This window comes from Micromonospora sp. RTP1Z1, from assembly GCF_033804685.1.
Lineage (GTDB): Bacteria > Actinomycetota > Actinomycetes > Mycobacteriales > Micromonosporaceae > Micromonospora.
In genome coordinates, this window is record NZ_JAPFQV010000004.1 from 1 (window position 1) to 25,526 (window position 25,526).

A 25,526-nucleotide genomic window follows, 5' to 3' on the forward strand; every position below is an offset into this window, starting at 1 on the left:
GCTGGTCTGGCCCGCGGTCGGGGTCGCCAGTTCCCGCACGCGGAGGGCGGGCGCGCTGGGCACGTGCCCGGCGCGGCCCCACGCCCGCGGGTCGGTCGCGGCCGCGACGACGGTACGGGCGACGTCGTCGACGTACGTGAAGGTGTGCGGGGCGTCCATGTCGACCGGCAGGAAGACCCGCTGGCCGGCGATGACCCTCGGCAGCACCATCATCGGCAGCGCGGTGGCGGCGACGCCCAGGTAGTCGGAGCCGCGGACCTCGGTGACCCGGACCCGCCCGGCCCGGTGAGCGGCGAGCGCGTCGGCCCACATCCGGTTCCGCACCCGCCCCTTGACGCCGGTGGCGGCCAACGGGGTGGCCTCGGTCATCGGCCCCTCGACCGGGCCGTAGCCGTAGAGGTTGCCGACCGTGGCGAGCACCGCACCGCTCCGCTCACCAGCGGCGAGCAGCGCCGCGGCGAGCGGCGGCCAGTCGGTCGGCCACCGGTGGTACGCAGGGTTGGCGCAGTTGTAGAGGGCGTCGGCGCCGTCGGCCAGCGCGGCCAGCCGGTCCGGGTCGGCGGCGTCGGCGGCGACCCGTTCGACGGCCGGGTGCTCCGGTCCGGTGCCCCGGCGGGTCACCACCCGCACCCGGTCGCCGCGCTGGGCGAGGAGCAGTGCGGTGGCGGTGCCGACAGGACCGGCGCCGACGATGACGTGCAGGGCCATGGGAGGCCACCTTTCGAAGCAGAGATCCGATCCGAGAGCGCTGCTCTCGCCGGGAACGGGACCAGCATGACGCGCGGTGCGGCGCTTCGTCAAGAGCAGTGCTCTCTATTTTGATTGGCGCTCTCGCCGTGGCAGGGTGGGGACATGGTCGCTCCCTCGCTGCGCGCCCGGGTCCGGGCCGGAATGATCGACGAGATCAAGACGGTGGCTCGCCGCCACCTGGCCACGGACGGCGCCGACCTCTCGCTGCGCGCGGTCGCCCGGGACATGGGCATGGTCTCGTCGGCGATCTACCGCTACTTCCCCAGCCGCGACGACCTGCTGACCGCGCTGATCCTGGAGGCGTACGACGCGCTCGGCGACGCGGTGGAGGCGGCCGACGCGGCCGTCGAGCGGCACGACCTGCGCGGGCGCTGGCACGCCGCCTGCCGGGCCGCCCGGGCCTGGGCGCTGACCCATCCGGCCGAGTACGCCCTGCTCTACGGCAGTCCGGTCCCCGGATACGCCGCCCCCGACGACACCGTCCTGCCCGCCCAGCGACCCCCGGTCGTGCTGGTCGGCATCCTCCACGACGGCATCGCCACCGGCCGGCTCACCCCGCCCGACGAGGAGCTCCCCGAGCCGGTCCGCGCCGACCTGGCGGAGCTCGCCGCCGGCTTCTTCCCCGACCTGCCCGAGGCGCTGCTGGCCCGGGGCATGGCCGGCTGGACCCAGCTCTTCGGGCTGATCAGCTTCGAGCTCTTCGGCCGGCTGAACCGCACCGTCCCGCACCGCGACGAGTACTTCGACCACCAGACCGACCTGATGGCCGACCTGATCGGCCTCCCCCGAGCGTCCTGACCGGACCCCGGCCCGACCCGGGGCCCCCACCGGCGCGCGGGTGGCGGCCGTCAGCTGCCGTCGGAGGAGTGGCCGGGGAAGAGGTGCGCGGTCGGGTCGATCGCCACCGCCGCGTTGTTCACCGCCGTGGCGGCCTCACCGAAGCCGGTGGCGATCAGCCGCACCTTGCCCGGGTACTCGGTGATGTCACCAGCGGCGAAGACCCGGGGCAGGTTGGTCGCCATCGCGCTGTCCACCACGATGTGCCGACGGTCCAGCCGCAGGCCCCACTCGGCGAGCGGGCCCAGGTCGGCGGTGAAGCCGAGCGCCGCGACGACGGTGTCCACCGGCAGCGTCTCCGCCGCGCCACCCCGGACGACGACCTCCGCGGCAGCCACCCGGTCCTCCCCGTACAGCCGGGTCACCTCGGCGTTGACCAGCACCCGGACCGGCAGGGCCAGCACCCGGGAGACGGTCGACGCGTGGGCGCGGAACCGCTCCCGGCGGTGCACCAGGGTCACCGACCGGGCCAGCGGCTGGAGGGTCAGGGCCCAGTCGAAGGCCGAGTCGCCGCCGCCGACGATCAGCACGTCCCGGCCGGCCAGCTCGGTTGGCTGCGGTACGAAGTAGACGATCCCGGTGCCGACGAAGCTGTCGGCGGCGGGCAGCGGCCGGGGTGTGAAGCTGCCCAGCCCGCCGGTGACGATCACCGCTCCGCAGTTCACCTGCTCGCCCCCGGCGAGACCCAGCACCGGCAGCCCGTCGGCGTAGGAGAGCTTCTCCGCCCGGGTGCCGAGCAGGTACGTCGGCGCGAACGGCGCCGCCTGGGCGACCAGGTTCGCCACCAGGTCCCGCCCCTTGACGACGGGGAACCCGGCGACGTCGAGGATCAGCTTCTCCGGGTACATCGCGGCGACCTGGCCGCCCGGTTCGGGCAGCGCGTCGATCACCGCGACGGAGAGCCCACGGAACCCGGCGTAGTACGCGGCGAAGAGCCCGGCCGGACCGGCCCCAATCACGGCGACATCGACCTCGCGCATGCGTACCGTCACTTTCGCCTCACGGATCAACGTGTGCTGATGCCGACGGTAGGCGGGCGGGTGCCGCCGGGCAAGCACCTCCCATGACCCTTTCGGGCGACCGTGACGACCGGTCAGGGCAGGGTGAGCGGCGGCTCCATGTGCTGCGGCTGGTGCAGCTCGGCGCGGCGACGCCGGAACAGGATCGCCGCGACGATCCCGCCGAGCAGCCCGAACAGGTGGCCCTGCCAGGAGATCCGCTCGTCGGTGGGGAGGACGCCGAGCAGTTGCCAGCCGTAGAGCAGGCCGACCAACAGCACCACGGCGAAGTTCCACCAGCTCCGCTCGACGATGCCCCGGGTGAGCAGGATGCCCAGGTACCCGAAGATGACGCCGCTGGCGCCGACCACCACCGAGTTCGGCGAGCCGGTGAACCACACTCCCAGCCCGCTGACCAGCATGATCACCACCGTCGACCAGAGGAATCGGCGGGTGCCGGCGGCGAGCACGAAGGTGCCGAGCAGGATCAGCGGGATGCTGTTGCTGTAGAGGTGGTTCCAGCCGGCGTGCAGGAACGGCGAGAAGAAGATGCCGTCGAGCCCCTGGATCCGGTGCGGGATGATCCCGGCCGCCACGTCGAGGTCGGCGTGCAGCCCGACGTCGAGCGCCTCGATGAGGAAGAGCACCGGCACGACCGCGCACATCGCGACGAAGGCCCGGCCCAGGGAGGCGTAGAACGCCTCGGTGCCGAACCGGTGGGGATCGCCGCCCGTCGGGCCGCCGCGCCAGGTCATGTACCAATGGCTATCAGCAATCGCGGTCGACCGCCACTCGTGGGGCGCGTCCCGCCGCGACACGACGACGGCGGGGTGTGCGGCTTCCCGCACACCCGCCGTCGTCGGCGCGTCAGATCAGTACCAGCCGGTGCTCTGCGAGTGCGACCAGGCGCCGCACGGGTCGTTGTACCGGCCTTCGATGTAGCCGAGCCCCCACTTGATCTGGGTGGCCGGGTTGGTCTTCCAGTCGTCGGCGACCGAGCCCATCTTGCTGCCGGGCAGGGCCTGCGGGATGCCGTACGCGCCGGAGCCGGAGTTGTAGGCCTTGTCGTTCCAGCCGCTCTCCTTGGTCCAGAGCTTGTCCAGGCACGGGAACTGGTCGATGCCGAAGCCGTCGTCGAGCATGAGGGCGCAGCCGATCGCCCGGTTGCCGCTGAACTCCTTGCAGGAGGCCGGAATCGGGCCGTCGTACGGCTTGGCGGTGACCGCCGCGGCCGCCGCCGCTGTCCGCTCCTTCTTCCGGGACGCCGCCGCGGCCTCGGCCTCGCGGGCCCGGTCGGCGGCCTCCTTGGCCGCCGCAGTGGCCCGCAGCTTCGCCTGGTACTCGGCGGCCCGCTGCTTGGCCGAGTCCAGCCGGTGGTCGGCCTGCAGGTCACGCTGGTACGCGTACTCCGCCTGGTCTACCTCGAGGCCGACCTGTGCGGTCAGGCCTTGTTGCTGGGTTTCCCGGTCTTCGCCCAGATAGAAACCGCCGGCAACGCCCACGGAGAGCAGTGCGACAGCGGCCGTGCGGGCGCCGAACCGGCTCCACAGCCGACTCACGAAGTGGTCCCTTCGTCGGGGGCAAGGGCACGACGCGACGCGTGGCCGTCCGGCCGCGCCGGCGTCGTGAGCGCCCCGACCCGGCGGTCGCAGCCGACGCACCGGCTTTCACCGATCTCCGTCACCCGAGGGGCGAACGATGACCGACGATCTTCCTGGTGCGTGGGCGCTCGTTGGACACCATCGCGCACAGTGAGGCCGATGGGAAACCAAGGGCCTCATTTGTGATCTGGGCCACAAAGTGAAGACCCACAAACAGTGACAAACCTGGCAGTGGATCGGTATCAGAGCGGAATGTCCTCCAGCAGATCCGTCACCATGGCGGCAATCGGCGACCGCTCCGAACGGCTGAGCGTGACGTGCGCGAAGAGAGGATGGCCCTTCAGCGCCTCGATCACGGCGGTCACCCCGTCGTGCCGCCCGACCCGCAGGTTGTCCCGCTGGGCGACGTCGTGGGTGAGCACCACCCGCGACCCCTGGCCGATCCGGGACAGAACGGTGAGCAGGACACCCCGCTCCAGCGACTGCGCCTCGTCGACGATCACGAATGCGTCGTGCAGGCTCCGCCCCCGGATGTGGGTGAGCGGGAGCACCTCGAGGATGCCCCGGGAGGTGACCTCTTCCAGCACGTTCTCGTGCACCACCGCGCCGAGGGTGTCGAAGACCGCCTGAGCCCAGGGCGACATCTTCTCCGACTCCGACCCGGGCAGGTAGCCCAGCTCCTGGCCGCCGACGGCGTAGAGCGGGCGGAAGACGATCACCTTCTTGTGCCGGCGGCGCTCCATCACCGCCTCCAGCCCGGCACAGAGCGCCAGGGCGGACTTGCCGGTGCCCGCCCGCCCGCCGAGCGAGACGATGCCGATCGACTCGTCCAGCAACAGGTCCAGCGCCACCCGCTGCTCGGCCGAGCGACCGTGCACGCCGAACGCCTCCCGGTCTCCGCGGACCAGTCGTACGGTCTTGTCGGGCAGCACCCGGCCGAGCGCCGAGCCACGGGCAGATTGCAGCACCAGGCCGGTGTGGCAGGGCAGCCCGGCGGCCCCGTCCAGGTCGAGCGTCTCGCCCGCGTACAGCCGGCCGATCTCCGCCTCGCCCAGCTCCAGCTCGGCCATGCCGGTCCAGGTGGGGTCGCTGGCCTGGCCGTGCCGGTACTCGTCCGCCCGCAGGCCGACCGAGGCCGCCTTCACCCGCAGCGGCATGTCCTTGCTGACCAGGGTGACCTCGCGCCCCTCGGCGGCCAGGTTGAGCGCCACGGAGAGGATCCGGGCGTCGTTCGACTCGTTGCGGAAGCCGGGTGGCAGCACCCCGTCGTCGGTGTGGTTCAGCTCCACCCGGAGCGTCCCGCCCTGGTCGTTGGCGGGCACCGGCCGGTCCAGTCGGCCGTGCGTCACCCGCAGTTCGTCGAGCATGCGCAGCGACTGCCGGGCGAACCAGCCCAGTTCCGGGTGGTGCCGCTTGCCCTCCAGCTCGGAGATGACGACGAGGGGCAGCACCACCTCGTGCTCGGCGAAGCGGTGGAACGCCGCGGGATCGGAGAGGAGGACCGAGGTGTCCAGGACGAAGGCCTGGCCGGCTGGTCGGGGCTCCTCAGTGCCGACCGACGCGGCAGCCGCCGTACGGCGGCTGCGGGTGGTCCGGCGGGTCGTGGCAGTCGCGGCCGGGGTCTGGTCGGCACCGGCGGGGGTACGGCGAGTCGTCACAGGCCTGCTCCGTGGATGGGCACCCGGCCACCCGTGTTCCGCCTCGTCCGGTGCCCGGTGGACACGGGGTCGGATGCGGGCCCCGTGCGCGAGGTCGCAGGTCCGGGCTGGCCGGCTGGCCCGGGAGAACCCCGTGCCATGACTAGACGCTAACCGCGTCAGGGCCCTTCGGCTAGTGGGCGGACCGTGGATCCCACCCGACCGGGGCGTGAACGCCGGGCGGCGGAACCGGCCGGGATGCATGCCCCCTGCGCGCATCCCGGCCGGTGGGACCACCGTCACCGGTCTGACGTGGTCCCGACGGTGCGTGTCCGCCGCGGACGACGCACCGTGTCCCTGGCGGCTCTCAGCCCTGCCGGCGGACCAGCGTCCCGGCCGGGCGCCGGCCGCCGACGACGGACGCCGTGAACGAGGAACCGGTGTAGGTCGTGCCCTGCCGGGTGGCGATCCCGCCGAGCTGCGCGGTCGCGGTGCCACTGGAGGACGGGCCCGGCGCGGGCCGGCCGAGCGCGACCGCTGGCGTCGTACCGTCGCGCGGGCCCCCGCCGCCGGGCGGCACCGCGGCGGACGCCGGGGCGACGACCGGGCCGGCCAGCGCCGAGGCGATGGCGGCCTGGGCATCGCGACGCCGGCGGTTCCAGGCGCCCCGGTCACCGTCGAAGTAGCCCTGCCGGTAACCGAAGCGGTAGCCGATCCGGTAGCTGAGCTGACCGTGCAGCCGGCCCGCCGCGTAGCTGGTCGAGCCGAGGACGAGGACGAGGAAGACCGCGAGGAAAGGGCTCATCCGGCCGCTCCCGCCGGCGTCGGGTCGCCGGGCACCGCCGTCGCCCGCCGCGTCATCGCTCCTCCGGCTCGGCCGCGGGGTCGACGACCAGCAGCCGTTCCAGATCGGCGGTGCTGACCTCCTCGACCAGCTCGACGGTGATCCGGCAGCCGTCCAGGACGACCTCGGCGACCGAGGAGCGCCGGATCTCGCCGCCGGCGTCGTAGACCCGGACGCTCAGTTCGGGACAGCCGAGGTGGGTACGCCAGGCGTTCCACTCGTCCCGATCCCCGACGCTCAGGGACAGGTAGCGGCAACCCCGGGCGAGGTAGAGGCGCCACGGCGCGCTCAGCCCGGCGGCCACCCCCTCCGCGATCAGGCCGAACGCCTGAGCGCGGGTGGCGAGCTCGGTCACCGGACCCCCCTGTAACCCGCGGAGTGACGCATGTGAGCACTAATCGTCTCATCCACGTGACACACCGTAAGTTGTCTCATGAGCGTGACAGTATCAGCTTTTCGTCTGTTTACCGCCGTACTGGCGGGCATCTATTCTGCCCGGGTGACACCCCTCAAGAGCAGTTCTGGATCGTTTACCGGAAATCCGAGAATGCCGTCACGTATGCGTGACAACAGCGTGCCCGGCCACCCCGGCGAGGACGACTGGTCGTACCGTCACGGGGTGACCGAGACGGCCAACGCACGGAAGATCGCCTTCGCCACCTTCGTGCGGCGCGCGCTCGACGACGCCCGGGCCATGCGGGCCTGGAGCGGAACCGAGGTCTCCCGCCGCACCGGCGTCTCCCGCCAGACCATCAACCGTTGGGTACGCGGCGACTGGGCCAGCGACCCGGAGGCGGAGCGGGTGGTCGCCTTCTGCGAGGGACTGGGCCTGAACCCGGCGAATGCCTTCACCGCGCTCGGCTGGGACCGGGCCGCTCCGCCGCGCAGCGCCCCCACCCCGCCGTCGATGGATCCCGACGTCGAGGCGCTGCTGCGCCGCCTGGTCGACCCGAACGTCTCCGACGCGGAGAAGTTCCACATCCGAGAGACCATCCGCTACCTCGCCTATCGCCCGACTCTTCAGGTTGACGTGGGAAAACGAGGCAGGCAGGCCGGGTAGTTAACAACCCGGGCCGATTGCTCAGATGGCGAAAGAACGGTAGGGCAGACTGGATCGTTCGACTCCGGGGCCGGAATGGGCGCGCTAGCGTCCGTATTCGTACTGCTTGGGCTCGTCATCGGCGGGGGGACGGGACAAGGCCGAACCCAGCCCTGCGGGACAGAAGGAGGGGTCTGTTCATGACCCTGAAATGGTTGGCAGTCGTGGTCGCGGTGGTGTCGGTGACATCGTGCGTGACCGGCAACGTGGTGGTCGGCGTGATCGACGGCGGGCAGCTTCCCCTGGTCGTCAACCTCTTCGCGCTCACCGCCGCCGGCACCGCGGTGGTCCTCGCCGTGCTCGCCGAGCTGCACGACCGGCTCAACGACCGGCTCAGCGCGCTCACCGAGTTCATGGTGGCCCGGCTGAACGAGATCGAGACGCACACCGGCGACCGGAACACCGGCTTCGTGGAGGGCTACCTGCTCAGCCACGGCCAGGAGGCGGCCGTGGTGCCGTTCGGACGCCGGGGACGGGGAGCCGCCGAACGCTGAGCCCGCCCGACCGTCGAGCAACACGTCTCGGCCAGGAATGAGCCGCCCCGGCCGGGGTACGCTGTCGCGCGTGCCGCCGTTGAATCTGGGCAACCAGCCGCCGAAGACCCCGTTGGACGCCGAGAACGCATGGCGTGTCACCGCCGAGAGGGCAGCTGACACGGTGCTCTTCTTCGACTTCGACGGCACTCTCGCGCCGGTCGACGACGACCCCACCGCGGTGCAGCCCGCCCCGAAGGTGCTCGCCGCACTGGAGGCGCTTGCGCCGCTCGTACGCCAGATCGCCATCGTCTCCGCCCGGCCGGTGGAGTTCCTCCGCGACCACCTCGGCGGCCTGGCCGGGATCGACCTGTACGGGCTCTACGGCCTGGAGCACAGCCACTCCGGCGGCGAGACGGTCACCGAGCCGGCCGCCCTGCCCTGGGTGCCCACCATGTCGGAGCTGGCCGAGCAGGCCCGCGCCGAGCTGCCGCCCGGCGCCCTGGTGGAGTTCAAGCGGCTCTCCGTCGCCCTGCACTGGCGCACCGCCCCGCAGCTCGGCGACCTGGTCCAGGAGTGGGGCCGGGCCCAAGCCGAGCGGCTCGGGCTGCGCTGCCAGGCCGGCCGGATGGTGCTGGAGCTCAAGCCCCCGGTCGACCGGGACAAGGGCATGGTGATCGGCGAGATCGTCCGGGACGTCGGCGGCGCCTGGTACTTCGGCGACGACGTCTCCGACATCAAGGCCTTCGCCGCCCTGCGCGCCCGCGGCGACGCAGACCCGGACTTCGTCGGCATCTGCGTCGCCGTCGCCAACCCGGAGACCGGTCACGAGGTCGCCGACGCCGCCGACCTCACCCTCGACTCCCCCGCCGCCCTGGCCACCTTCCTCACCAGCGCCCTCCCCCACCTCACCTGACCCACCCCTCACCGGCGTCGGTGAGGAGAGAGCGTGGGGACGGGGGTCAGGAGCCGAAGCGGCGTTGGCGGTTGGCGTAGGAGCGTAGGGCGCGGAGGAAGTCGACTCGGCGGAAGTCCGGCCAGTTGAGTTCGCAGAAGTAGAACTCCGAGTGGGCCGACTGCCAGAGCATGAAGCCGGAGAGGCGTTGCTCGCCGCTGGTCCGGATGATCAGATCCGGGTCGGGCAGGCCCTTGGTGTAGAGGTGCTCGGAGATGTGGTCGACGTCGATCGAGTTCGCCAGGTCCTCGATCGTCCCGCCGGTCGCCGCGTGCTCCAGCAGCAGGGAACGCACCGCGTCGGCGATCTCCCGCCGGCCGCCGTACCCGACCGCGATGTTGACCTGGGCGCCGCCGCTGCGGTCCCGGGTGCGCTCCTCGGCGGCCTTGAGCGCGGCGGCGTGCTGCGCCGGCAACACGTCGAGCGCGCCGACCAGCCGCACCCGCCAGGGGTTGCCCTCCTCGGCCAGCTCGGTGGTGAGGTCCGCGATGATCTGCAGCAGCGGGTCCAGCTCGGCGGCGGGCCGGGAGAGGTTGTCGGTGGAGAGCAGCCAGAGCGTGACGTGACCCACACCGGCGGCGTCGCACCAGCGCAGCAGCTCCTTGATCCGCTCGGCGCCCATCCGGTGGCCGTCGTTGGGGTCGACGAAGCCCATCTCCCGGGCCCACCTGCGGTTGCCGTCGCACATCACCCCGACGTGTCGGGGCACCGGCTTACCCGCGAGCATCGCCGTCAGCCGGCGCTCGTACACGGCGTAGAGGAGTTTCCGCAGAGTCATCACCTTGCAGGGTAGCGACCCCCGCGGAAGATCAGTGCCGCGGTGGCCGATCCCCGGTCGGGAGACCGATGCCGATCATGGCCAGCGTGCGGGCGTCCAGGCGTCCGTCACCCAGGCCCAGCTCCACCACCGTCCGGTAGACCCGGTCGTCGCGGCGGGCCGCCCGGACCACCGCGTCGACCACCCGCCGGCGCCGGGCCAGCCAGGCCGCGACCGAGCTGTGCCGCAGGTGCGTGCCGAGCCGCCGGCGCAGCGCGTCCGCGTACCGGCGGGCCGCCTGCCCTGGCGAACCCGCCGCCGCCGCGCCGGCCAGCGCGCCGGACCGCAGTGCGTAGAAGATGCCCTCACCGGTGAACGGGTTGATCAGCGAGAGCGCGTCGCCGGCCAGCACCACCCGGTCCCGCCCCGGCGCCGGCCGGTGGGTGGACAGCGGCAGGTGGTGGGCCCGCAACCCGGTGACCGTCGCCGGGTCCGTGTCGGGCAGCAGGACGGCGAGGCGGTCCATCAGGTGCGCCCGGGTCAGCGGCTCGCCGCGCAGCACCTCCCCGTACCCGACGTTCGCCCGGCCGTCGCCGATCGGGAAGGACCAGGCGTACGCCGGCCAGCGCGGCGCCGAGGTGACGATGAGCTGCTCGGGCGGGCCGGGCAGCGCCGGGGCGTACCCCCGGATGGCCAGCGCCAGGTGGCGGTCCGGGTTCACCGGGTGGCCGAGCGCCCGCCGGACCACCGAACCGGCGCCGTCCGCACCCACCACCGCCCGCCCGGACAGCTCCCCGTCCAGCACCACCCGGTCGCCCCGCAGCTCCACCCGGCGCACCGGGTGCCGGCGCAGCTCCACGCCGGCCGCGACCGCCGCCGCCACCAGCCGGGCGTCGAAGACCTTCCGGGGCACCGTGTACGCCGGGCGCTGCAGCGCCCGGGCCCCCGCCGACCCACCGCGCCCGACCCACCGCGGCGCGGGCAGCGGCGGGTAGCCGTCGACGGCGCCGGTGACGCCCAGCTCGGCGAGGACGTCCAGCGCGTGCGCGGCGATGCCGTCCCCGCACGCCTTGTCCCGGGGAAAGTCGGCCCGGTCCAGCAGCAGCACCCGGGCCCCGGCCCGCCGGGCGGACAGCGCGGCGGCCGAGCCGGCCGGCCCCGCCCCGACCACGATCACGTCGAACTCGTCGCCCACGGCGGCCCCTCCCCCTCCCGGTCGCCGCCGACGACCCGACGGCACGGACCGGTCTCACCCCCACTCACCGGACCTCTCCGCCATCCTGCCCCGCCCACGCCCACCCGTCAGCCGTGTTGATCAAGAAGTTCGCGTCCGAATTCGGGCCCGATCACGACCGAAACTTCTTGATCAACCGGGTGGGTCCGGGGTGGCGGGGTGGGTGGCGCGGAAGAGGCCGTAGAGGGACAGAAGGGCGGCGGCCACCAGGGGGCCGCCGTCGCGGATCAGGCCGTCGAGGCCGAGCAGCCACCAGCACAGCGGCAGGTCGACGGCGAGCACGCCCAGGGTGATCGCGACCAGGAACCGGCGGGCCCAAGCCCGGCCGCGCATCAGGAAGGCGGTGCAGAAGAGGACCAGGTAGCTGACCGCGATCCCGGCGAGGAACCAGAAGACCACGGCCGGCACGGCGCTGAGCCGGCCGTCCAGGATGGACCCACCGGCGACCAGCGCCGGGACCAGCATCAGCGGGCTGTAGGTGAACGCGGCGACCCGGCTGGTGAGCAGCCACCCGGTCACCGGCGGGCGCTTCGGCGTCCCCTCCCGCCAGGAGATCGTCCCGCCCTCCACGACCAGCGACTTCCGGTGCCGGACCAGGTGCCCGCCGACCGCGTCGGAGCGGTAGAGCAGCGCCACCACCGCCACGCAGAGCGCGGTGAGCAGGCCGAAGCCGAGCAGGCCGGGCAGTGGCGGCACCCCTTCCCGGGGTACGACCAGCCGCCCCACCGCGAAGACGGTGGTGACCCCGAGGATCAGCCCGAACGGCCGGGCCACGGTACGACCGCGGTTGACGTGCCCGATGAGCACCAGGAAGCCGAGCGAGCGGAGCATCGCCCAGCCGGTGCGTACGGCCAGCCCGAACTCCTGCTGCGGGGCGTACCAGTAGTTGAGCAGCTCGACCACGACGGTGGCCGCCGCCGTGACGGCGAGCAGGGTGGTCAGCGCCCGGACGGCAGACGGCCGCCGGACCTCGGTCTCGGCGGCCGTCTCCATGGGATCCGATGTTGCCCGGTACGGGCAACCGTCACACCTACCTCTGCGGCTGTTCCGCGTCGAGCCGGGCGCGCAGCGCGTCCAGCTCGGCCCAGAGGACGCCGGGCAGCTTGTCACCGAACTTCTCGAACCACTCGGTGACCAGCGGCAGCTCCTTGCGCCACTCCTCCGGGTCGACCTTGAGGGCGATCCGGACGTCCTCCGGGGTCATGTCGAGACCCTCGACGTCCAGCGCGTCCTGCGCCGGGACCATGCCGATCGGGGTCTCCACGGCGCCGGCGGCGCCCTCGAGCCGCTCGACGACCCACTTGAGCACCCGGGAGTTCTCGCCGAAGCCCGGCCAGAGGAAGGAGCCCTCGGGGTCCTTGCGGAACCAGTTCACGTAGTAGATCTTGGGCAGCTTGGCCGCGTCGCCGTCCGTGCCCTTGCCCATCTCGATCCAGTGCCGGAAGTAGTCACCGGCGTGATAGCCGATGAACGGCAGCATCGCCATCGGGTCGCGCCGGACCACGCCGACCGCGCCGGAGGCGGCGGCGGTGGTCTCCGAGGAGAGCGTCGCGCCCATGTAGACGCCGTGCACCCAGTCGCGGGCCTCGGTGACCAGCGGGATGGTGTCCCGACGCCGGCCGCCGAAGAGGATCGCGTCGATCGGCACGCCGTTCGGGTCGTAGTAGTCGTCGGCCAGGATCGGGCACTGGGTGATCGGGGTGCAGAACCGGCTGTTCGCGTGGGAGGAGAGGCTCTCGCTCTCCGGCGTCCAGTCGTTGCCCTTCCAGTCGATCAGGTGCGCCGGCGGCTCACCCATGCCCTCCCACCAGATGTCGCCGTCGTCGGTGAGGCCCACGTTGGTGAAGATGGAGTTGCCGCGGTCCAGCGTCCGCATCGCGTTGGCGTTGGTCTTCCAGTCGGTGCCCGGCGCGACGCCGAAGAGGCCGTACTCCGGGTTGACGGCGTAGAGCCGGCCGTCCTGGCCGAACCGCATCCAGGCGATGTCGTCGCCGATGGTCTCGACCTTCCAGCCCGGGATGGTCGGCTCCACCATGGCGAGGTTGGTCTTGCCGCAGGCCGACGGGAAGGCGCCGGCGATGTGGTGGACCTTCCCCTCCGGCGAGGTGATCTTGAGGATCAGCATGTGCTCGGCGAGCCAGCCCTCGTCCCGGCCCATCACGCTGGCGATCCGCAGCGAGTAGCACTTCTTGCCGAGCAGCGAGTTGCCGCCGTAGCCGGAGCCGAAGGACCAGATCTCCCGGGTCTCCGGGAAGTGGGAGATGTACTTCGTCTCGTTGGCCGGCCACGCCACATCCTGCTGACCGGGGGCGAGCGGGGCGCCGATCGAGTGCAGCGCGTGCACGAAGTCCGCGTCGTCGCCCATCGCCTCGAGCACCTTGGCACCCATCCGGGTCATGATCCGCATCGAGGCGACCACGTACGGGCTGTCGGTGATCTCGATACCGAACATCGGGCTCTTGGCCTCGACCGGGCCCATGACGAACGGGATGACGTACATGGTCCGCCCGCGCATCGAACCGCGGTAGAGCTCGGTCATCGTCCGCTTCATCTCGGACGGCGCCATCCAGTTGTTGGTGGGGCCGGCGTCCGCCTCGTCGACGGAGCAGATGAAGGTGCGCTCCTCGACCCGGGCGACGTCCGTCGGGTCCGTCCGCGCGTAGAACGAGTTGGGCTTCTTTTCCGGGTTCAGCCGGATCAGGGTGCCGGCCTCGACAAGCTCGTCGGTGAGGCGGCGCCACTCCTCATCGGACCCGTCCACCCAGACCACCCGTTCGGGGGTGGTCAGTTCCGCGACCTCTCGGACCCAGGCGAGCAGTTTGGGGTGGGACGTCGGGGCCTGATCGATACCCCGAACAGTAGCCGGAGCAACCATGTCACATCTCCTTGTGGTCGACGCTGACCGATGTATGGGGTGCACGAGTTCTGGCGAGCGAGGCGTCGCCTTCGTGGAAACCTGGGATTGGGCTCAGCGTAAACCGGCCGGCCTTCCGAGTCAGTGGGACTGGTTGTGAAGAACTGCACAAGGTACGGCCACGCTGCGGCATCGCGATCTGATACCCGCTTTCGCGCGCAGTTTCACGCAAAACCTGCGGTGAACCTCCGGCGGGCGCCGGTAGCGAGGTCCGGTCCCGGTGCACGATGCGCGGAAGCGCCCGCCCGGGCCGAGGGCGACGATTCAGCGATCCGGTCCGCAATTCCGCCACAGCTGGTTACGCTCTGCTCACCGGCCCCGGGCGACGACGGTGCGTCCGGCTCGCCATTGCTGCCTGTTCGGCGTGCCGGCAACCGGTAGGCTCGGCGGGTGGCCGCGACGATGACCGGGGACCAACCGGGCGCTCCGCAGACCCGTCCGGGTCTGATCGGTTCCCTCCTCGACCGTTTCGGTCACCTCGTCCGCGAGCTGAGCAAGTTCGCCACGGTGGGCGGGCTCGCGTTCCTGGTGGACTTCGCGCTCTTCAACTACCTGGCCAGCGTCCGCCACATGCCGCCGGTCGCCGCGAAGACCATCTCCACGGTGATCGCCGCGACCATGGCGTTCGTGGGCAACCGGTTCTGGACCTGGCGGCACCGTCAGCGCTCCAACCCCGCCCGCGAGTACGCGCTCTTCTTCTTCTTCAACGGGGTCGGCCTGGGCATCGCCATCGCCTGCCTCGCGATCAGCCGCTACGGGCTGGGCAGCATCTGGCCCGAGGTGTTCCAGACCCCACTGGCCGACAACATCGCCAGCTTCATCGTCGGCACCGGCCTCGGGACGCTGTTCCGATTCTGGTCGTACCGGCGGTTCGTTTTCGTGGAAGCGGGAACTCCGCCCGTTCCGGAAACGAGCCTCGACCGAGACTCCGGGGCGTGACCTACCGCCCACCCCGTCCTGCCGGGCCTAGTCGGCCCTGCCCGCTGCCCTAAGGTGTTCCGCATGCGTCTGGTCCGTCTGCTGCCCGAGCGTTGGCAGAAGTTCATCCACGAGGCGCTCAAATTCGGCATCGTCGGCGGCATCAACACCGTCATCAATTACGCGGTGTTCAACGCGCTGGCGCTGACCGTTTTCCGCGATGGGCAGCTCAAGGCGACGGTGATCGCGACCATTGTGGCCACTATCACCTCGTATCTGATGAATCGGCACTGGACGTACCGTGATCGCCCGAAATCGGCCATGCGTCGGGAATACGTCCTGTTCTTCGTGTTCAACGCGACCGGCCTGATCATCGAACTCGGCGTGCTGGCCGCGGCGAAGTACGGCCTCGGCGTGACCAGCCTGCTGGCGCTGAACGTGGCGAAGACCGGCGGCGTGCTGCTGGCCACCACCTTCCGTTTCTGGTCGTACCGGACGTTCGTCTTCCAGCCGGTCCCGCAGCACGCGGAGGAGACCTGGCACACCATCCCGCGCAACGAATGGGACACCATGGCGGAGATGGACCCGGTGGCGGAGCTGGCCGAGTCGGTCAGCGAGCTGGAGGAGTCGGAGCCCCCGCCCGGGGAGCGCCGCCGCCGGACGGCCGGCCGGCGTGCCACCGCCGAGTACGGCGCCCCGGCCCAGGGTCGCCCCGCCCCGGCGGACGCCGCCCTCGGCCGCAACCTGAAGAGCGACCTGGACGCCGAGCTCGCCGCCGAACTCCAAGCCGGCAGCCGCCGCTCCCCCCGCCGCTGAACCCACCCCATTCCCGCCCTCCGGCGGTGGCCGGAGGGTCGGTCAGGCGCTGGGGTCGCGGAGGGGTTTGCCGTCATGCATGTCGGCGAGGATGTCGCGCATCTCGCCGTCGCCCAGGGAGTGCTTGTCGTGGTGGGCCTCAACCAGCTCGTAGAGCTTGGTCTGCACCCGGTCGACGTGGGGGACGTCGTTCAGCACCGACTGGCCACGCTCGCCGGCCGACTCGATGGTGAGGGTGCCGCAGCCCAGCAGCCGCTCGAGGAAGCGCTGGTGCATCGAGTGGTCGTTGATCCGGGTCAGCGGGAGGTCCCGCCGGTTCCGGGAGAACACGCCCTCCTGGAGCAGCACCCGCTCGTCGGTAAAGAGGTAGTGCGTGGTGCGCCAGACCAGGAACGGCCAGAAGCCCAGCCAGAGCACCAGCACCAAGCCGAGCGCGGCGATCGCGTAGAGCGCGATCGTGGCGCCGTCGCCGTCGGGCAGCAGGACCCAGCCCGCCACCACCGCCGCGACGACGAGCACCAGCACCAGGATCGGCCGGAGCAGCGCCTTCCAGTGCGGGTGCAGGTGGAGCACGACGTGCTCATCCTCGGTGAGCACGTCTTCGGGGAACGCCACGGAAACCTCCTCGTAGAACAGGACGCGCTGACCGTAACCGGTCGACGCCCGCCGAGGGGATCGGCCGCGCGGCGGTAAAGAAGGTCAGCGCACGTGCAGCACGTCGCCGGCGGCGAGGCGCAGCTCCCCCGTCGGGCCCTCGACCAGCAGTTGGCCGTGCGGGTCCACGCCGGTGGCGGTCCCCTTCACCTCGCGCCCGTCCGGCAGCAGCACCCGGACCTGGCGGCCGATCGTCGCGCAGGCGGCCGTGTAGGCGTCGCGCAGCCCGCTGGCCACCGCGTCACCCCCGGCGTCGCGCCAGCGGTCGTACCAGTCGGCGAGCGAGCGGAGCAGGGCGCGCAGCAGCGGATCCCGGTCGGTCGCCGCCGCCCCGGCGAGCTGCAGCGAGGTGGCCGGCAGCCCGGTCGGGTTCTCCGGCAGCTCGTCGGCGCGGAGCGTGACGTTGAGGCCGATGCCGACCACGATCGCCGGCGGCTGGTCCGGGACGGTGCCGGGCACCGCCTCGGCGAGCACGCCGGCACACTTGGCGCCGTCGATCAGCAGGTCGTTGGGCCACTTCAGGGCCGCCTCCAGCTCGGCGAGCCGGACCACCGCCTCGACCAGCGCCACCCCGGCGAGCAGCGGCAGCCAGCCGTACCCGGCGGGTGGGACGGGCGACCAGCCGCGCTCCGGGACGGCCTCGCCGGGCCGGAGCAGGACGCTGGTCGCGATGCCGGCCCGGGGCGGCGACTGCCAGACCCGGCCGCGGCGGCCCCGGCCGGCGGTCTGCCGCTCGGCGACCACGACCAGACCCTCCGGCTCGCCGGCCCGGGCGGCCCCGACCACGTCGGCGTTGGTCGAGGCGGTCTCCGCGCGCAGCTCCAGCCGGCGCCACGGGCCGTGCGGCGCGACCAGCGCGCGCCGCAGCCGGGCCGCCGACAGCGGCGGGCGGTCCAGATCGGTGTACGGCGAGCCGGGCATCCCGCCAGCCTACGGCCCCGGCGTGGCACGCTCGGCCGGATGTCGCCCCGAGCCCGATGAGGCGCACTGCACAGCGGCGACCGCCTGAACCATCGTTATATTCCCTGGGTGACTACCGAGACCGGGATCAACATCCACAGCACCGCGGGCAAGCTGGCGGACCTGGACCGTCGGGTCGACGAGGCGGTGCACGCCGGGTCGGCGCGCGCGGTCGAGAAGCAGCACGCGAGGGGCAAGAAGACGGCGCGGGAGCGCATCGAGATGCTGCTCGACGAGGGCTCCTTCGTCGAGCTGGACGAGCTGGCCCGGCACCGGTCCATCAACTTCGGGCTGGAGAGGACCCGCCCGTACGGCGACGGCGTGGTGACCGGCTACGGCACGGTGGACGGCCGGCAGGTCTGCGTGTTCGCGCAGGACTTCACCGTCTTCGGCGGCTCCCTCGGCGAGGTCTTCGGCGAGAAGATCGTCAAGGTGATGGACCTGGCCATGAAGATCGGCTGCCCGGTCGTCGGCATCAACGACTCCGGCGGCGCCCGGATCCAGGAGGGCGTCGCCTCCCTCGGCCTCTACGGCGAGATCTTCTTCCGCAACGTCCGGGCCAGCGGCGTCATCCCGCAGATCTCGCTGATCATGGGCCCGTGCGCGGGCGGCGCGGTCTACTCCCCGGCGGTCACCGACTTCACCGTGATGGTCGACCAGACCTCGCACATGTTCATCACCGGCCCCGACGTGATCAAGACGGTCACCGGCGAGGACGTCGGGATGGAGGAGCTGGGCGGCGCGCGGACGCACAACTCGCGCAGCGGCAACGCGCACTACATGGCCACCGACGAGGAAGACGCCATCGAGTACGTGAAGGCGCTGCTGTCGTACCTGCCGTCGAACAACCTGGACGAGCCGGTGGTCTACCCGGCGCCGGCCGACCTCGACATCACCGATTCCGACCGGGAGCTGGACACGCTGATCCCGGACTCGGCCAACCAGCCGTACGACATCCACCGGGTCATCGAGCACGTCCTCGACGACGGGGAGTTCCTGGAGGTCCAGCCGCTCTACGCGCAGAACCTGGTGGTCGGCTTCGGCCGGGTCGAGGGGCGCCCGGTCGGCGTGGTCGCGAACCAGCCGATGCACTTCGCCGGCACGCTGGACATCGCCGCGTCGGAGAAGGCGGCCCGCTTCGTGCGCACCTGCGACGCGTTCAACGTCCCGGTGCTGACCTTCGTGGACGTCCCCGGCTTCCTCCCCGGCACCGGGCAGGAGTGGGACGGCATCATCCGCCGCGGCGCGAAGCTCATCTACGCGTACGCCGAGGCGACCGTCCCGAAGGTCACCGTGATCACCCGCAAGGCGTACGGCGGCGCGTACGACGTGATGGGCTCGAAGCACCTCGGTGCGGACCTGAACTTCGCCTGGCCGACCGCGCAGATCGCGGTGATGGGCGCGCAGGGCGCGGTGAACATCCTGTACCGCTCGGAGCTGGCGAACGCCGACGACCCCGCCGCCGTCCGCGCCGAGAAGATCGCCGAGTACGAGGACACCCTGGCCAACCCGTACATCGCCGCCGAGCGCGGCTACGTCGACTCGGTGATCCCGCCGCACGAGACGCGGACCCAGATCGTCCGGGCGCTGCGGGTGCTGCGCACCAAGCGCGAGACCCTGCCCCCGAAGAAGCACGGCAACATCCCGCTCTGATCCACGCCTTCGGGGCCCCCGTCGTGTCCACGACGGGGGCCCGGACGCGTCAGCATGGCGGGTCGGCTGCGGCGCACATCCGGGCGGCCGCGCCTCGGGCCAACGTCCGTAGCTGCTCATCCGTGGTCCAGGGCACCACGCCGACCTCGGGGGCGAGCACCGTGACGACGTCACCGACCTGGACGACCATTCGTACGTTGAGCTGCTGGTCGGGTCGGACGATGTGCGTGCTCGTTCCCTCGGACTCGGTGTGCCGCAGCAGGACCGCCCGGTCGCCGGCGAAGTTCCGGTCCACCACCTGCCAGCGTTGCAGCAGCTGCTTCGTCCCCGACACCTCCCCCTTGACCATGTTCGGCACCGTCTGCTCCCAGGCCGCGCACACCGACGTGTGCCGGTCGATGTCGTCGAAGACCTGAGCGGCCGCGTCGGGGGTCATCCGGTAGATGTCCTGTGCGAGCACCGGATACACCGAGTCAGGCCGATCCGGCGAGCTGTGGCGGAGCAGATTGCGGGAGCGTGAGTAGCGCGACACGAGCGTTCGTGCCGGCTCGCCGTGCTCCCGGGCGCAGACGTCGAGCAGTGCGTCGACCCGGACCGGCTCCGCCATTCCCGAGTCGCCCAGCTCCATGTCGGCGGTCGCGCCGAGGGCGCGCAGCTCCGGGTCGGTCCTGGACAGCAGCGCCTCGACGGGGATCTCCGCCGCACCGGACCGGCTCGCCGGGGCGGTGACCGCGGGTTCCCGGGCCGCCCCGGCCAACGCCACCGTCGAGCCGCAGACGGCCGCCAGCACCACCGCGGCCGCAGCCACCGTCGCACGCCGGCTGCGGCGGCTGCCCCGCGCCCGCAGCTCGGCCGCCTCGAGCCAGCGGACGTCCCGCAGGTCCCGGTGCACCAGTTCGACGAACGTCAGGTCCTCGTCACGCATCTGCGGCCTCCTCCTCCAGATCCACGACCGCGAGCAGCCCGGCGAGCGCGGCACGCCCCCGGGAAAGCCGGGCCTTCACCGTGCCGACGGGGGCCGAGGTCTCCCGGGCCACCTCGGCGACCGGCATGCCGAGCAGGTAGTAGAGGGCGATGGCGGTGCGCTGCTCCTCCGGCAGCCGGCGCAGCGCGGCCACCACCTCGACCGTGTCGATGCTCGGGGCGGGGCTGGTCTCCTCGACGCCGTGCCGCAGGTAGGCGCGGCCCCGGCTGCGCAGGCTGCGCCAGCGGCTCACCGCGATCCGGCTGGCCACCACCCGCAACCAGGCCTCCGGGTCGTCGTAGTCGCGCACCGTCGACCAGCGCTGCCAGGCCCGGATGTACGCCTCCTGCACGGCGTCCTGGGCCTCGGCGAGGTCGCTGGTGAGCACGTAGACGAAACCGAGCAAACGTTGTCGGCTGCCCCGGTAGAACTCGTCGAACCCGTCGACGTCCGGCACTCTGGTACCTCCCCCGTGGCGGTCGCAGGGGAGACGCCTGTCGGCGGGCCCGCGGTTGCCGGTCAGCCGATCATTTTCTCCAGCTCGGCCCGGGGGAAGCCGCCGGCCGGGATCCGCTCGCGTACCGCCCGGCGGACGGCGAGCTGGACGGCGGCGTTCGCCGGGGTCGGTACGCCGTGCAGCCGGCCGAGCAGCACGACCTCGCCGTTCAGGTGGTCGGCCTCGGCGGAACCCGCGCCCCGGGCCAGGCTCTGCCAGGTGGATCCGCCGGCCCGCTGCTCGCCGTCGACCGGCCGGTGCCGGACCTGGTCGCCGCGCTCGGCCGCCTCCTCCTCGGGAGTGGTGTGCGCGATCCCGGCCGCGGCGAGCGCCGCGACCCCCTCGGCCCGGACCCGCTCGGCGAGTGGATCGGGAAAGTCGCGGCCGAGCAGCGCCTGCAAGCCGTTGCCGAGGTTGCTCAGCAGCTTGCCGTACTTCCAGCGCATCACGTCGTCGCGGATTGGGACGACGAACCCGGCGGCGGCCAGGTCGGCGGCCACCACTCGGCTGGTGTCGTCCGATCCGGACGGATAGCGGCCCAGCTGCAGCATCCCCGGGTGCGGGTGGCCGTTGGCGACGACCACACCGGGCTCCAGGTGGGTGGCGGGCAGCCAGACGCAGACCGGGTACACCCGGGCGAAGAGCCGCAGCGCGGCCCGCTCGTTGGCCACCCCGTTCTGGGCGACGAGCAGCGGCAACCGCTCCCCGGCCGTACCGCCGCCCTCGACCGGGGCGTCCACCCAGGTCGCCAGCGCCGCGTCGGTGTCCTGCGACTTCACCGTCAGCACCAGCACGGTGTCCGCCGGCAGCGGCGCCGCCGGCGGCCCGTCGGTGGCCGGCCCACGCCAGGTCACCGTGCCCTCCGGGGTGCGCAGGGTCAGCCCATGGGCGCGGATCGCGTCCAGGTGCGCGCCGCGGGCCACCAGCGTCACGTCCCGGCCGGCCTCCCCCAGCCGTACGCCGATGGTGCCGCCGACCGCGCCCGCCCCGATGATCACGTATCGCATCTGTCCGATTCTGCCCGCCGTCGGATCATCCCGCCGTGGCGAGGTGGCAGAGCCACCGTTTGCCGGCCGGGGCTGCCCCCTCGACCGGGTCCCGGCCGCCCCTCGGTCGGCTGCCCGGTTCGTCAGAGGGTGAAGCCGGCGTCGGTCAGGATCGGGCCGGCGAGCAGCAGCGCGCCGACGCCGAGGGCGGCCAGGCTGACCAGGGCGAAGACGGTCACCCAGAGCAGCGCCGGGAACGGTGTCAGCCGGGCGAGTTGGTCGGCGTCGGACTCCGGCATCCGGCCCCGGCTGCGCAGCCGTTGCAGCTCCACCACAGGCCGTACCCCGCCGAGGAGCAGGAACCAGACGGAGGTCCAGGCGAACGCGGCCTGCACCTGCGAGGAGGCGTACCAGGAGACGGCGAGCACCACCCCGCCGGTGACCAGCAGCGAGAGCACGCCGAAGACGTTGCGGATCAGCACCAGCATGGCCAGCAGCAGCGCCACGGCGACCCAGAGCAGCAAGGTGATCCGGTTGCCAGCGAGCAGCCAGGCCCCGGCGAGGCCGACCAGCGAGGGGGCGACGTACCCGGCGAGCAGGGTGAGGATCATCCCCGGACCGGTGGGCCGGCCGGCGGAGAGGGTGAGCCCGGAGGTGTCGGAGTGCAGCCGGATGCCGCGCAGCTTCCGGCCGGTCAGCAGGGCCACCAATGCGTGCCCGCCCTCGTGCGCGATGGTGACCGCGTTGCGGGCGATCCGCCAGGGCAGGCGGGTGGCGACGACCACCAGCGCGACGGCGGCGGTCAGCAGGACAAGCAGCGGCGGCGGGTCGGGCTGCGCGCCGAGGAGCTTGTCCCAGAGGGTGGTCAGGCCGTCGATCAGGGGCATGGGCGGGGAGCCTACCGGCTTGACCTGTGTCGTCCGACGGACGCTGACCCGTATCGTGTGAGACTGACCGGGTAGCGATCGGAGCGGGAGGTGGACGCCGGTGAGCGCGGCTCCCCTGGAAGGCCACGCCAAGGCCATCGACGCCACCTGCCCGCTGGTCAACTCAAGATGCAGCTCTACGCGATCGCCCGCATCCAGTGCTACCTGCTGGTCGAGCAGGACGGCGACAGCCACTCGCTCCGGCTGCACCAGCTCGACAGCTCGCACTACGTCGAGGAACGGGTGGCCAAGGCCGGCGAGACGCTGACCCTGACGGAGCCATTCCGCTGGCAGATCGACCCCGCCACCCTCCGCTGACGGCACCGCGGCGGCGGCCCGAAAGGTCGGCGGCAGCGGGATCGCCTATCACCTTCGGTCGATAGCTGGTCCGGCTGCCGCCACCGTCGCTGCTGTCGGTCAGGCCCTCCGTCGGGCCGCGACCGGCACGGGCACCGTGCCCTCTCCGGCCAGGGCGTTCCGCCGCGTCAGACGCCGGGCGGCCACCCCGGCGACGGTGACGGCCACGACACCGAGCAGCGCGACCAGCGCGGAGACGCCGGCGCTCACCAGTAGCAGGACGATGTCCCCCAGCGCGACCAGCATCCACAGTGCCAGTCGGGGCCGGATGTCCTTGCGTCGGTAACTCATGTCGTACCTCCTTCCGTCGTCACGGGATCAGTACCCCATTCAACGGAAGGCCATGCGAGTCACTTTCGGACCGGCACGAACCCGTCTGCGATGATCTTGAAGTTGGGCTCGTTCGCCGCCCAGTCCGCCTCCGGGCAGTCCCAGCGGATGGCGTAACCCTTGTCGGGCGCGGTCACGAAACCTCGGTTACGCACGTGGGTCCGCCGATTGTTCTCGTTGTAGATCCACTCCCAGTCGGCCGCCTCGTCCCAGTAGTCCACCGAGGCGATCTTCACCAACTGGTAGCCGGAGTAGCTTCCCCGGCGACTACGCTCCTGGTCCCGCCAGTCCGCCTCGGCATCCTTGAGCGGCCGCGTCGTCTGGTCGATCAGCAGGGCGCGACCCTTGCCGTCCGAGAAACGGATCCGCCAGTCCTCCGGCCCGCGGCCGAAGTGCACGCGGGAAGGCCGGCCGAATCCGGGGGGCACCGGCACTGAGAAGCCGGTCGGGTCCTTGTAGAGACTCCAGCCGCGAGGTAGCCGGGCACCGGTCGACTGGCTGGCCGACGGGGTCACGCTGGGCGCGGCGCTGGACGGGGCCGGCGCGGCCGGCTCCGAGGTGGCAGCCGCGGACGGCCCTTCCGAGGGGGCGGTGGTGCCGCCAGCCTGCTGGCCCCCGCCGCCCTTCGGGTCGCCGCCGTTGAGCAGCGGCACGGCGACCACGATCCCGAGCAGCAGGAGCGCGACCAGCGTACCGATCAGCAGGTTGCGCCGCTTGTGGTCCGGCTTCGTGCCGGGAACGACGGTGGCCCGACCGGTCGACGGCGCCGGGCTCACCGGTGCCGGCATGACCGAGGTCGGGTTCGCCGGCTTGGTCGGCGGCGCATCCATCCGGGTGTCGTCGTCGGCCGCCGTAGGTGCCGACGCGTCCACGCGGGTCTCGTCGAGGGCGGTCGCCGGGGCCTCGACCTTCGCGGTCGGCTCGGCGTCCGGAGTGGACACGGGCGGGTCGACCTTGGCGGTCGGGGCGGCGTCCGACCCGGTGGGCGTCCTGGTGGCGGCGTCGGCCGCGAACGCGGCGGCAGCGGCCGTACCCATTTCGGGCTTGCGCGGGGCCGGCGCGGCGGCCGGCCGGCCGGAGCTCGCGTCGGCCGGGCGCGGCGCGGGCACCATCGGCGGGCGCGGCTCGCGCGGGCCGTTCGGCCCCGGCCGGCGTACGCCCTCCAGCAGCGGGATGACCCTCGCACGCTTGCCACCGGCCTTGCGGAGCAGACGCTCGGCCACCTCGGCGGTGATCCGGTCGGCCGGGTCCTTGCGGAGCAGGCCGTTGAGCACGGGTTTGAGCGGCCCGGCGTTCTTCGGCAGCGGCATCGGCTCGGTGGCCAGCGCGGCCAGCGTGCCGATCGCGGACGGCCGGGCGTACGGCGACTTGCCCTCCACGGCCGCGTAGAGGGTCGCGCCCAGCGACCAGAGGTCGGCCTCCGGCCCGGCGGTGCCGTCCCTGGCCCGCTCGGGCGCGATGTACGCCGGCGAGCCCATAACCAGGCCGGTGCGGGTCACGTTCGGGTCGCCGGGGATGGTGGCCAGACCGAAGTCGGTCAGCACCACCCGGCCGTCGTCCCCGATCAGCACGTTGCCCGGCTTGACGTCCCGGTGCATCACGCCCGCCTTGTGCGCGGCCTTCAACGCGCCCAGCACACCGAGGCCGATCTCGATCGCCTTGGCCGGCGACACCGGCCCGTCCGCGGCGAGGGTGTCCTGCAACGACTTGGACGGCACGTACTCCATGACGATCCACGGGTCGCCGTCGGTGCGCAGCACGTCGAAGATGCGGACCACGTTGCCGTTGTTGAGCCGGGCGATGGCCCGCGCCTCCCGCAGGGAGCGTTCCCGCATCTCGCGGCGCTCCTCCGGGGTGAGGCTGGGCGGCGGGACGAGTTCCTTGATGGCAACGTCCCGGTGCAGCACCTCGTCGCGCGCCTTCCATACTCGACCCATGCCGCCCTGGCCGAGCGGCGAAATGAGCCGGTATCGGTCGGCGACGAGTTGGGGAAGCGCATTCGACATCGGTGAGACGGTACCCGGCTGGCCCGACCCTCACACCGTCGGCACGCCACTGTGCGGCGAAGGTCAAGTTCTCGACGCGTACCCTGACGTCATGTCTGCCGAAGAGCCGCTGTTCCGGATCGTCCGCGGCGCGCCGACCGCCGAGGAACTGGCCGCCCTCGTCGGCGCCATCGTCGTCCGGACCCGCCCGGCCGCCGCCCCCGCGCCGGCCGCCGTGTCGACGTGGGCGCGCAGCGGCCGTCCGGCCGGCGCGACGCCCGCCGCCGGCCCGGGCGCGTGGCGCGCCGCCGGCCTCCCCCGCTGACCTTTTCCCGGGTACGGCGGTTTCTGAGCTGGGAGAAGTTTGTCGGGACTGCCGAGA

At 72.3% G+C, this 25,526-nt stretch carries 28 protein-coding genes; 9 read left to right on the top strand and 19 right to left on the bottom strand.

Annotated features, from left to right (window positions below; translation table 11 throughout):
* The coding region (locus tag SLP03_RS03170) for an NAD-dependent epimerase/dehydratase family protein (protein WP_319458972.1) at positions 1-708 on the bottom strand (708 nt) is incomplete at its 3' end.
* Positions 709-852: 144 nt separating this feature from the next.
* Between SLP03_RS03170 and SLP03_RS03175 the strand changes: the two genes are divergently transcribed.
* A complete protein-coding gene (locus tag SLP03_RS03175; RefSeq protein WP_319458973.1) occupies positions 853-1,548 on the top strand; it encodes a TetR/AcrR family transcriptional regulator in 696 nt (231 codons plus the stop codon).
* A 50-nt stretch (positions 1,549-1,598) separates the two neighbouring features.
* Here the strand turns inward: SLP03_RS03175 and SLP03_RS03180 are convergent, their stop codons facing one another.
* The 6 genes from SLP03_RS03180 to SLP03_RS03205 form a co-directional block, all read right to left on the bottom strand.
* Positions 1,599-2,567, bottom strand: coding sequence for an NAD(P)/FAD-dependent oxidoreductase (locus tag SLP03_RS03180; protein WP_319458974.1), 969 nt, complete (start codon positions 2,565-2,567; stop codon positions 1,599-1,601).
* Positions 2,568-2,680: 113 nt separating this feature from the next.
* Positions 2,681-3,340, bottom strand: a complete 660-nt coding sequence (locus tag SLP03_RS03185) for a rhomboid family intramembrane serine protease (RefSeq protein ID WP_319458975.1) — start codon at positions 3,338-3,340, stop codon at positions 2,681-2,683.
* Positions 3,341-3,457: 117 nt separating this feature from the next.
* Positions 3,458-4,144 carry a lytic transglycosylase domain-containing protein gene (locus tag SLP03_RS03190; RefSeq protein ID WP_319458976.1) on the bottom strand — a complete coding sequence of 229 codons (687 nt, stop codon included), beginning with the start codon at positions 4,142-4,144 and terminating at the stop codon, positions 3,458-3,460.
* 284 nt (positions 4,145-4,428) lie between these two features.
* The gene (locus tag SLP03_RS03195) at positions 4,429-5,844 is read right to left on the bottom strand and encodes a PhoH family protein (RefSeq protein ID WP_319458977.1); all 1,416 of its coding nucleotides are present in this window, start codon (positions 5,842-5,844) and stop codon (positions 4,429-4,431) included.
* A 346-nt stretch (positions 5,845-6,190) separates the two neighbouring features.
* The gene (locus tag SLP03_RS03200) at positions 6,191-6,628 is read right to left on the bottom strand and encodes a hypothetical protein (RefSeq protein ID WP_319458978.1); all 438 of its coding nucleotides are present in this window, start codon (positions 6,626-6,628) and stop codon (positions 6,191-6,193) included.
* A gap of 52 nt (positions 6,629-6,680) precedes the next feature.
* The gene (locus SLP03_RS03205) at positions 6,681-7,022 is read right to left on the bottom strand and encodes a hypothetical protein (RefSeq protein ID WP_319458979.1); all 342 of its coding nucleotides are present in this window, start codon (positions 7,020-7,022) and stop codon (positions 6,681-6,683) included.
* Between the two features lie 264 nt (positions 7,023-7,286).
* On the opposite strand from SLP03_RS03205, the gene SLP03_RS03210 reads away from it, so the two are divergent.
* The 3 genes from SLP03_RS03210 to otsB all read left to right on the top strand — a co-directional run bounded on the left by SLP03_RS03210 (position 7,287) and on the right by otsB (position 9,155).
* On the top strand, positions 7,287-7,727 hold the full coding sequence (locus tag SLP03_RS03210; protein WP_319459129.1) for an XRE family transcriptional regulator: 441 nt from the start codon (positions 7,287-7,289) through the stop codon (positions 7,725-7,727).
* A 179-nt stretch (positions 7,728-7,906) separates the two neighbouring features.
* A complete protein-coding gene (locus SLP03_RS03215; protein WP_319458980.1) occupies positions 7,907-8,260 on the top strand; it encodes a hypothetical protein in 354 nt (117 codons plus the stop codon).
* Positions 8,261-8,330: 70 nt separating this feature from the next.
* Positions 8,331-9,155: a trehalose-phosphatase gene (gene otsB / locus SLP03_RS03220; protein ID WP_319458981.1), complete on the top strand. Its 825-nt coding sequence runs from the start codon at positions 8,331-8,333 to the stop codon at positions 9,153-9,155.
* A 46-nt stretch (positions 9,156-9,201) separates the two neighbouring features.
* On the opposite strand, the gene SLP03_RS03225 is transcribed toward otsB, so the two are convergent.
* From SLP03_RS03225 to SLP03_RS03240, 4 genes are all read right to left on the bottom strand, one after another.
* Positions 9,202-9,972, bottom strand: a complete 771-nt coding sequence (locus tag SLP03_RS03225; RefSeq protein ID WP_319458982.1) for an isoprenyl transferase — start codon at positions 9,970-9,972, stop codon at positions 9,202-9,204.
* 31 nt (positions 9,973-10,003) lie between these two features.
* Positions 10,004-11,191, bottom strand: a complete 1,188-nt coding sequence (locus SLP03_RS03230; RefSeq protein WP_413644268.1) for a geranylgeranyl reductase family protein — start codon at positions 11,189-11,191, stop codon at positions 10,004-10,006.
* Positions 11,192-11,317: 126 nt separating this feature from the next.
* Positions 11,318-12,178 (bottom strand): hypothetical protein, encoded by an 861-nt coding sequence (locus tag SLP03_RS03235; RefSeq protein WP_319458984.1) that lies wholly within the window; start codon positions 12,176-12,178, stop codon positions 11,318-11,320.
* A 37-nt stretch (positions 12,179-12,215) separates the two neighbouring features.
* Positions 12,216-14,060, bottom strand: a complete 1,845-nt coding sequence (locus tag SLP03_RS03240; protein ID WP_319458985.1) for a phosphoenolpyruvate carboxykinase (GTP) — start codon at positions 14,058-14,060, stop codon at positions 12,216-12,218.
* Between the two features lie 441 nt (positions 14,061-14,501).
* On the opposite strand from SLP03_RS03240, the gene SLP03_RS03245 reads away from it, so the two are divergent.
* Positions 14,502-15,038, top strand: a complete 537-nt coding sequence (locus tag SLP03_RS03245; protein ID WP_319459130.1) for a GtrA family protein — start codon at positions 14,502-14,504, stop codon at positions 15,036-15,038.
* 63 nt (positions 15,039-15,101) lie between these two features.
* Positions 15,102-15,833, top strand: coding sequence for a GtrA family protein (locus SLP03_RS03250; RefSeq protein WP_319458986.1), 732 nt, complete (start codon positions 15,102-15,104; stop codon positions 15,831-15,833).
* A gap of 42 nt (positions 15,834-15,875) precedes the next feature.
* Here SLP03_RS03250 and SLP03_RS03255 read toward each other — a convergent pair whose 3' ends face one another.
* Positions 15,876-16,448 carry a PH domain-containing protein gene (locus SLP03_RS03255; RefSeq protein ID WP_319458987.1) on the bottom strand — a complete coding sequence of 191 codons (573 nt, stop codon included), beginning with the start codon at positions 16,446-16,448 and terminating at the stop codon, positions 15,876-15,878.
* An 84-nt stretch (positions 16,449-16,532) separates the two neighbouring features.
* Positions 16,533-17,408, bottom strand: a complete 876-nt coding sequence (locus tag SLP03_RS03260; protein WP_319458988.1) for a biotin--[acetyl-CoA-carboxylase] ligase — start codon at positions 17,406-17,408, stop codon at positions 16,533-16,535.
* 108 nt (positions 17,409-17,516) lie between these two features.
* Here SLP03_RS03260 and SLP03_RS03265 point away from each other — a divergent pair, with 108 nt between their 5' ends.
* Positions 17,517-19,100 (top strand): acyl-CoA carboxylase subunit beta, encoded by a 1,584-nt coding sequence (locus SLP03_RS03265; protein ID WP_319458989.1) that lies wholly within the window; start codon positions 17,517-17,519, stop codon positions 19,098-19,100.
* 49 nt (positions 19,101-19,149) lie between these two features.
* Here SLP03_RS03265 and SLP03_RS03270 read toward each other — a convergent pair whose 3' ends face one another.
* The 4 genes from SLP03_RS03270 to SLP03_RS03285 form a co-directional block, all read right to left on the bottom strand.
* Positions 19,150-20,025 (bottom strand): hypothetical protein, encoded by an 876-nt coding sequence (locus SLP03_RS03270; protein WP_319458990.1) that lies wholly within the window; start codon positions 20,023-20,025, stop codon positions 19,150-19,152.
* A complete protein-coding gene (locus SLP03_RS03275) occupies positions 20,018-20,521 on the bottom strand; it encodes a SigE family RNA polymerase sigma factor (RefSeq protein ID WP_319458991.1) in 504 nt (167 codons plus the stop codon). Before SLP03_RS03275 ends, SLP03_RS03270 begins: the two co-directional genes overlap by 8 nt.
* 62 nt (positions 20,522-20,583) lie before the next feature.
* A complete protein-coding gene (locus SLP03_RS03280; protein ID WP_319458992.1) occupies positions 20,584-21,567 on the bottom strand; it encodes a ketopantoate reductase family protein in 984 nt (327 codons plus the stop codon).
* Between the two features lie 122 nt (positions 21,568-21,689).
* On the bottom strand, positions 21,690-22,433 hold the full coding sequence (locus SLP03_RS03285) for a M50 family metallopeptidase (protein ID WP_319458993.1): 744 nt from the start codon (positions 22,431-22,433) through the stop codon (positions 21,690-21,692).
* Positions 22,434-22,601: 168 nt separating this feature from the next.
* On the opposite strand from SLP03_RS03285, the gene SLP03_RS03290 reads away from it, so the two are divergent.
* Positions 22,602-22,790 carry a hypothetical protein gene (locus tag SLP03_RS03290; RefSeq protein WP_319458994.1) on the top strand — a complete coding sequence of 63 codons (189 nt, stop codon included), beginning with the start codon at positions 22,602-22,604 and terminating at the stop codon, positions 22,788-22,790.
* A 99-nt stretch (positions 22,791-22,889) separates the two neighbouring features.
* On the opposite strand, the gene SLP03_RS03295 is transcribed toward SLP03_RS03290, so the two are convergent.
* Positions 22,890-23,120: a hypothetical protein gene (locus SLP03_RS03295; RefSeq protein ID WP_319458995.1), complete on the bottom strand. Its 231-nt coding sequence runs from the start codon at positions 23,118-23,120 to the stop codon at positions 22,890-22,892.
* Positions 23,121-23,179: 59 nt separating this feature from the next.
* Positions 23,180-25,165, bottom strand: a complete 1,986-nt coding sequence (locus SLP03_RS03300) for a serine/threonine-protein kinase (protein WP_319458996.1) — start codon at positions 25,163-25,165, stop codon at positions 23,180-23,182.
* 91 nt (positions 25,166-25,256) lie between these two features.
* On the opposite strand from SLP03_RS03300, the gene SLP03_RS03305 reads away from it, so the two are divergent.
* Positions 25,257-25,469 (top strand): acyl-CoA carboxylase subunit epsilon, encoded by a 213-nt coding sequence (locus SLP03_RS03305; RefSeq protein ID WP_319458997.1) that lies wholly within the window; start codon positions 25,257-25,259, stop codon positions 25,467-25,469.
* The last annotated feature ends 57 nt before the right edge of the window (positions 25,470-25,526 follow it).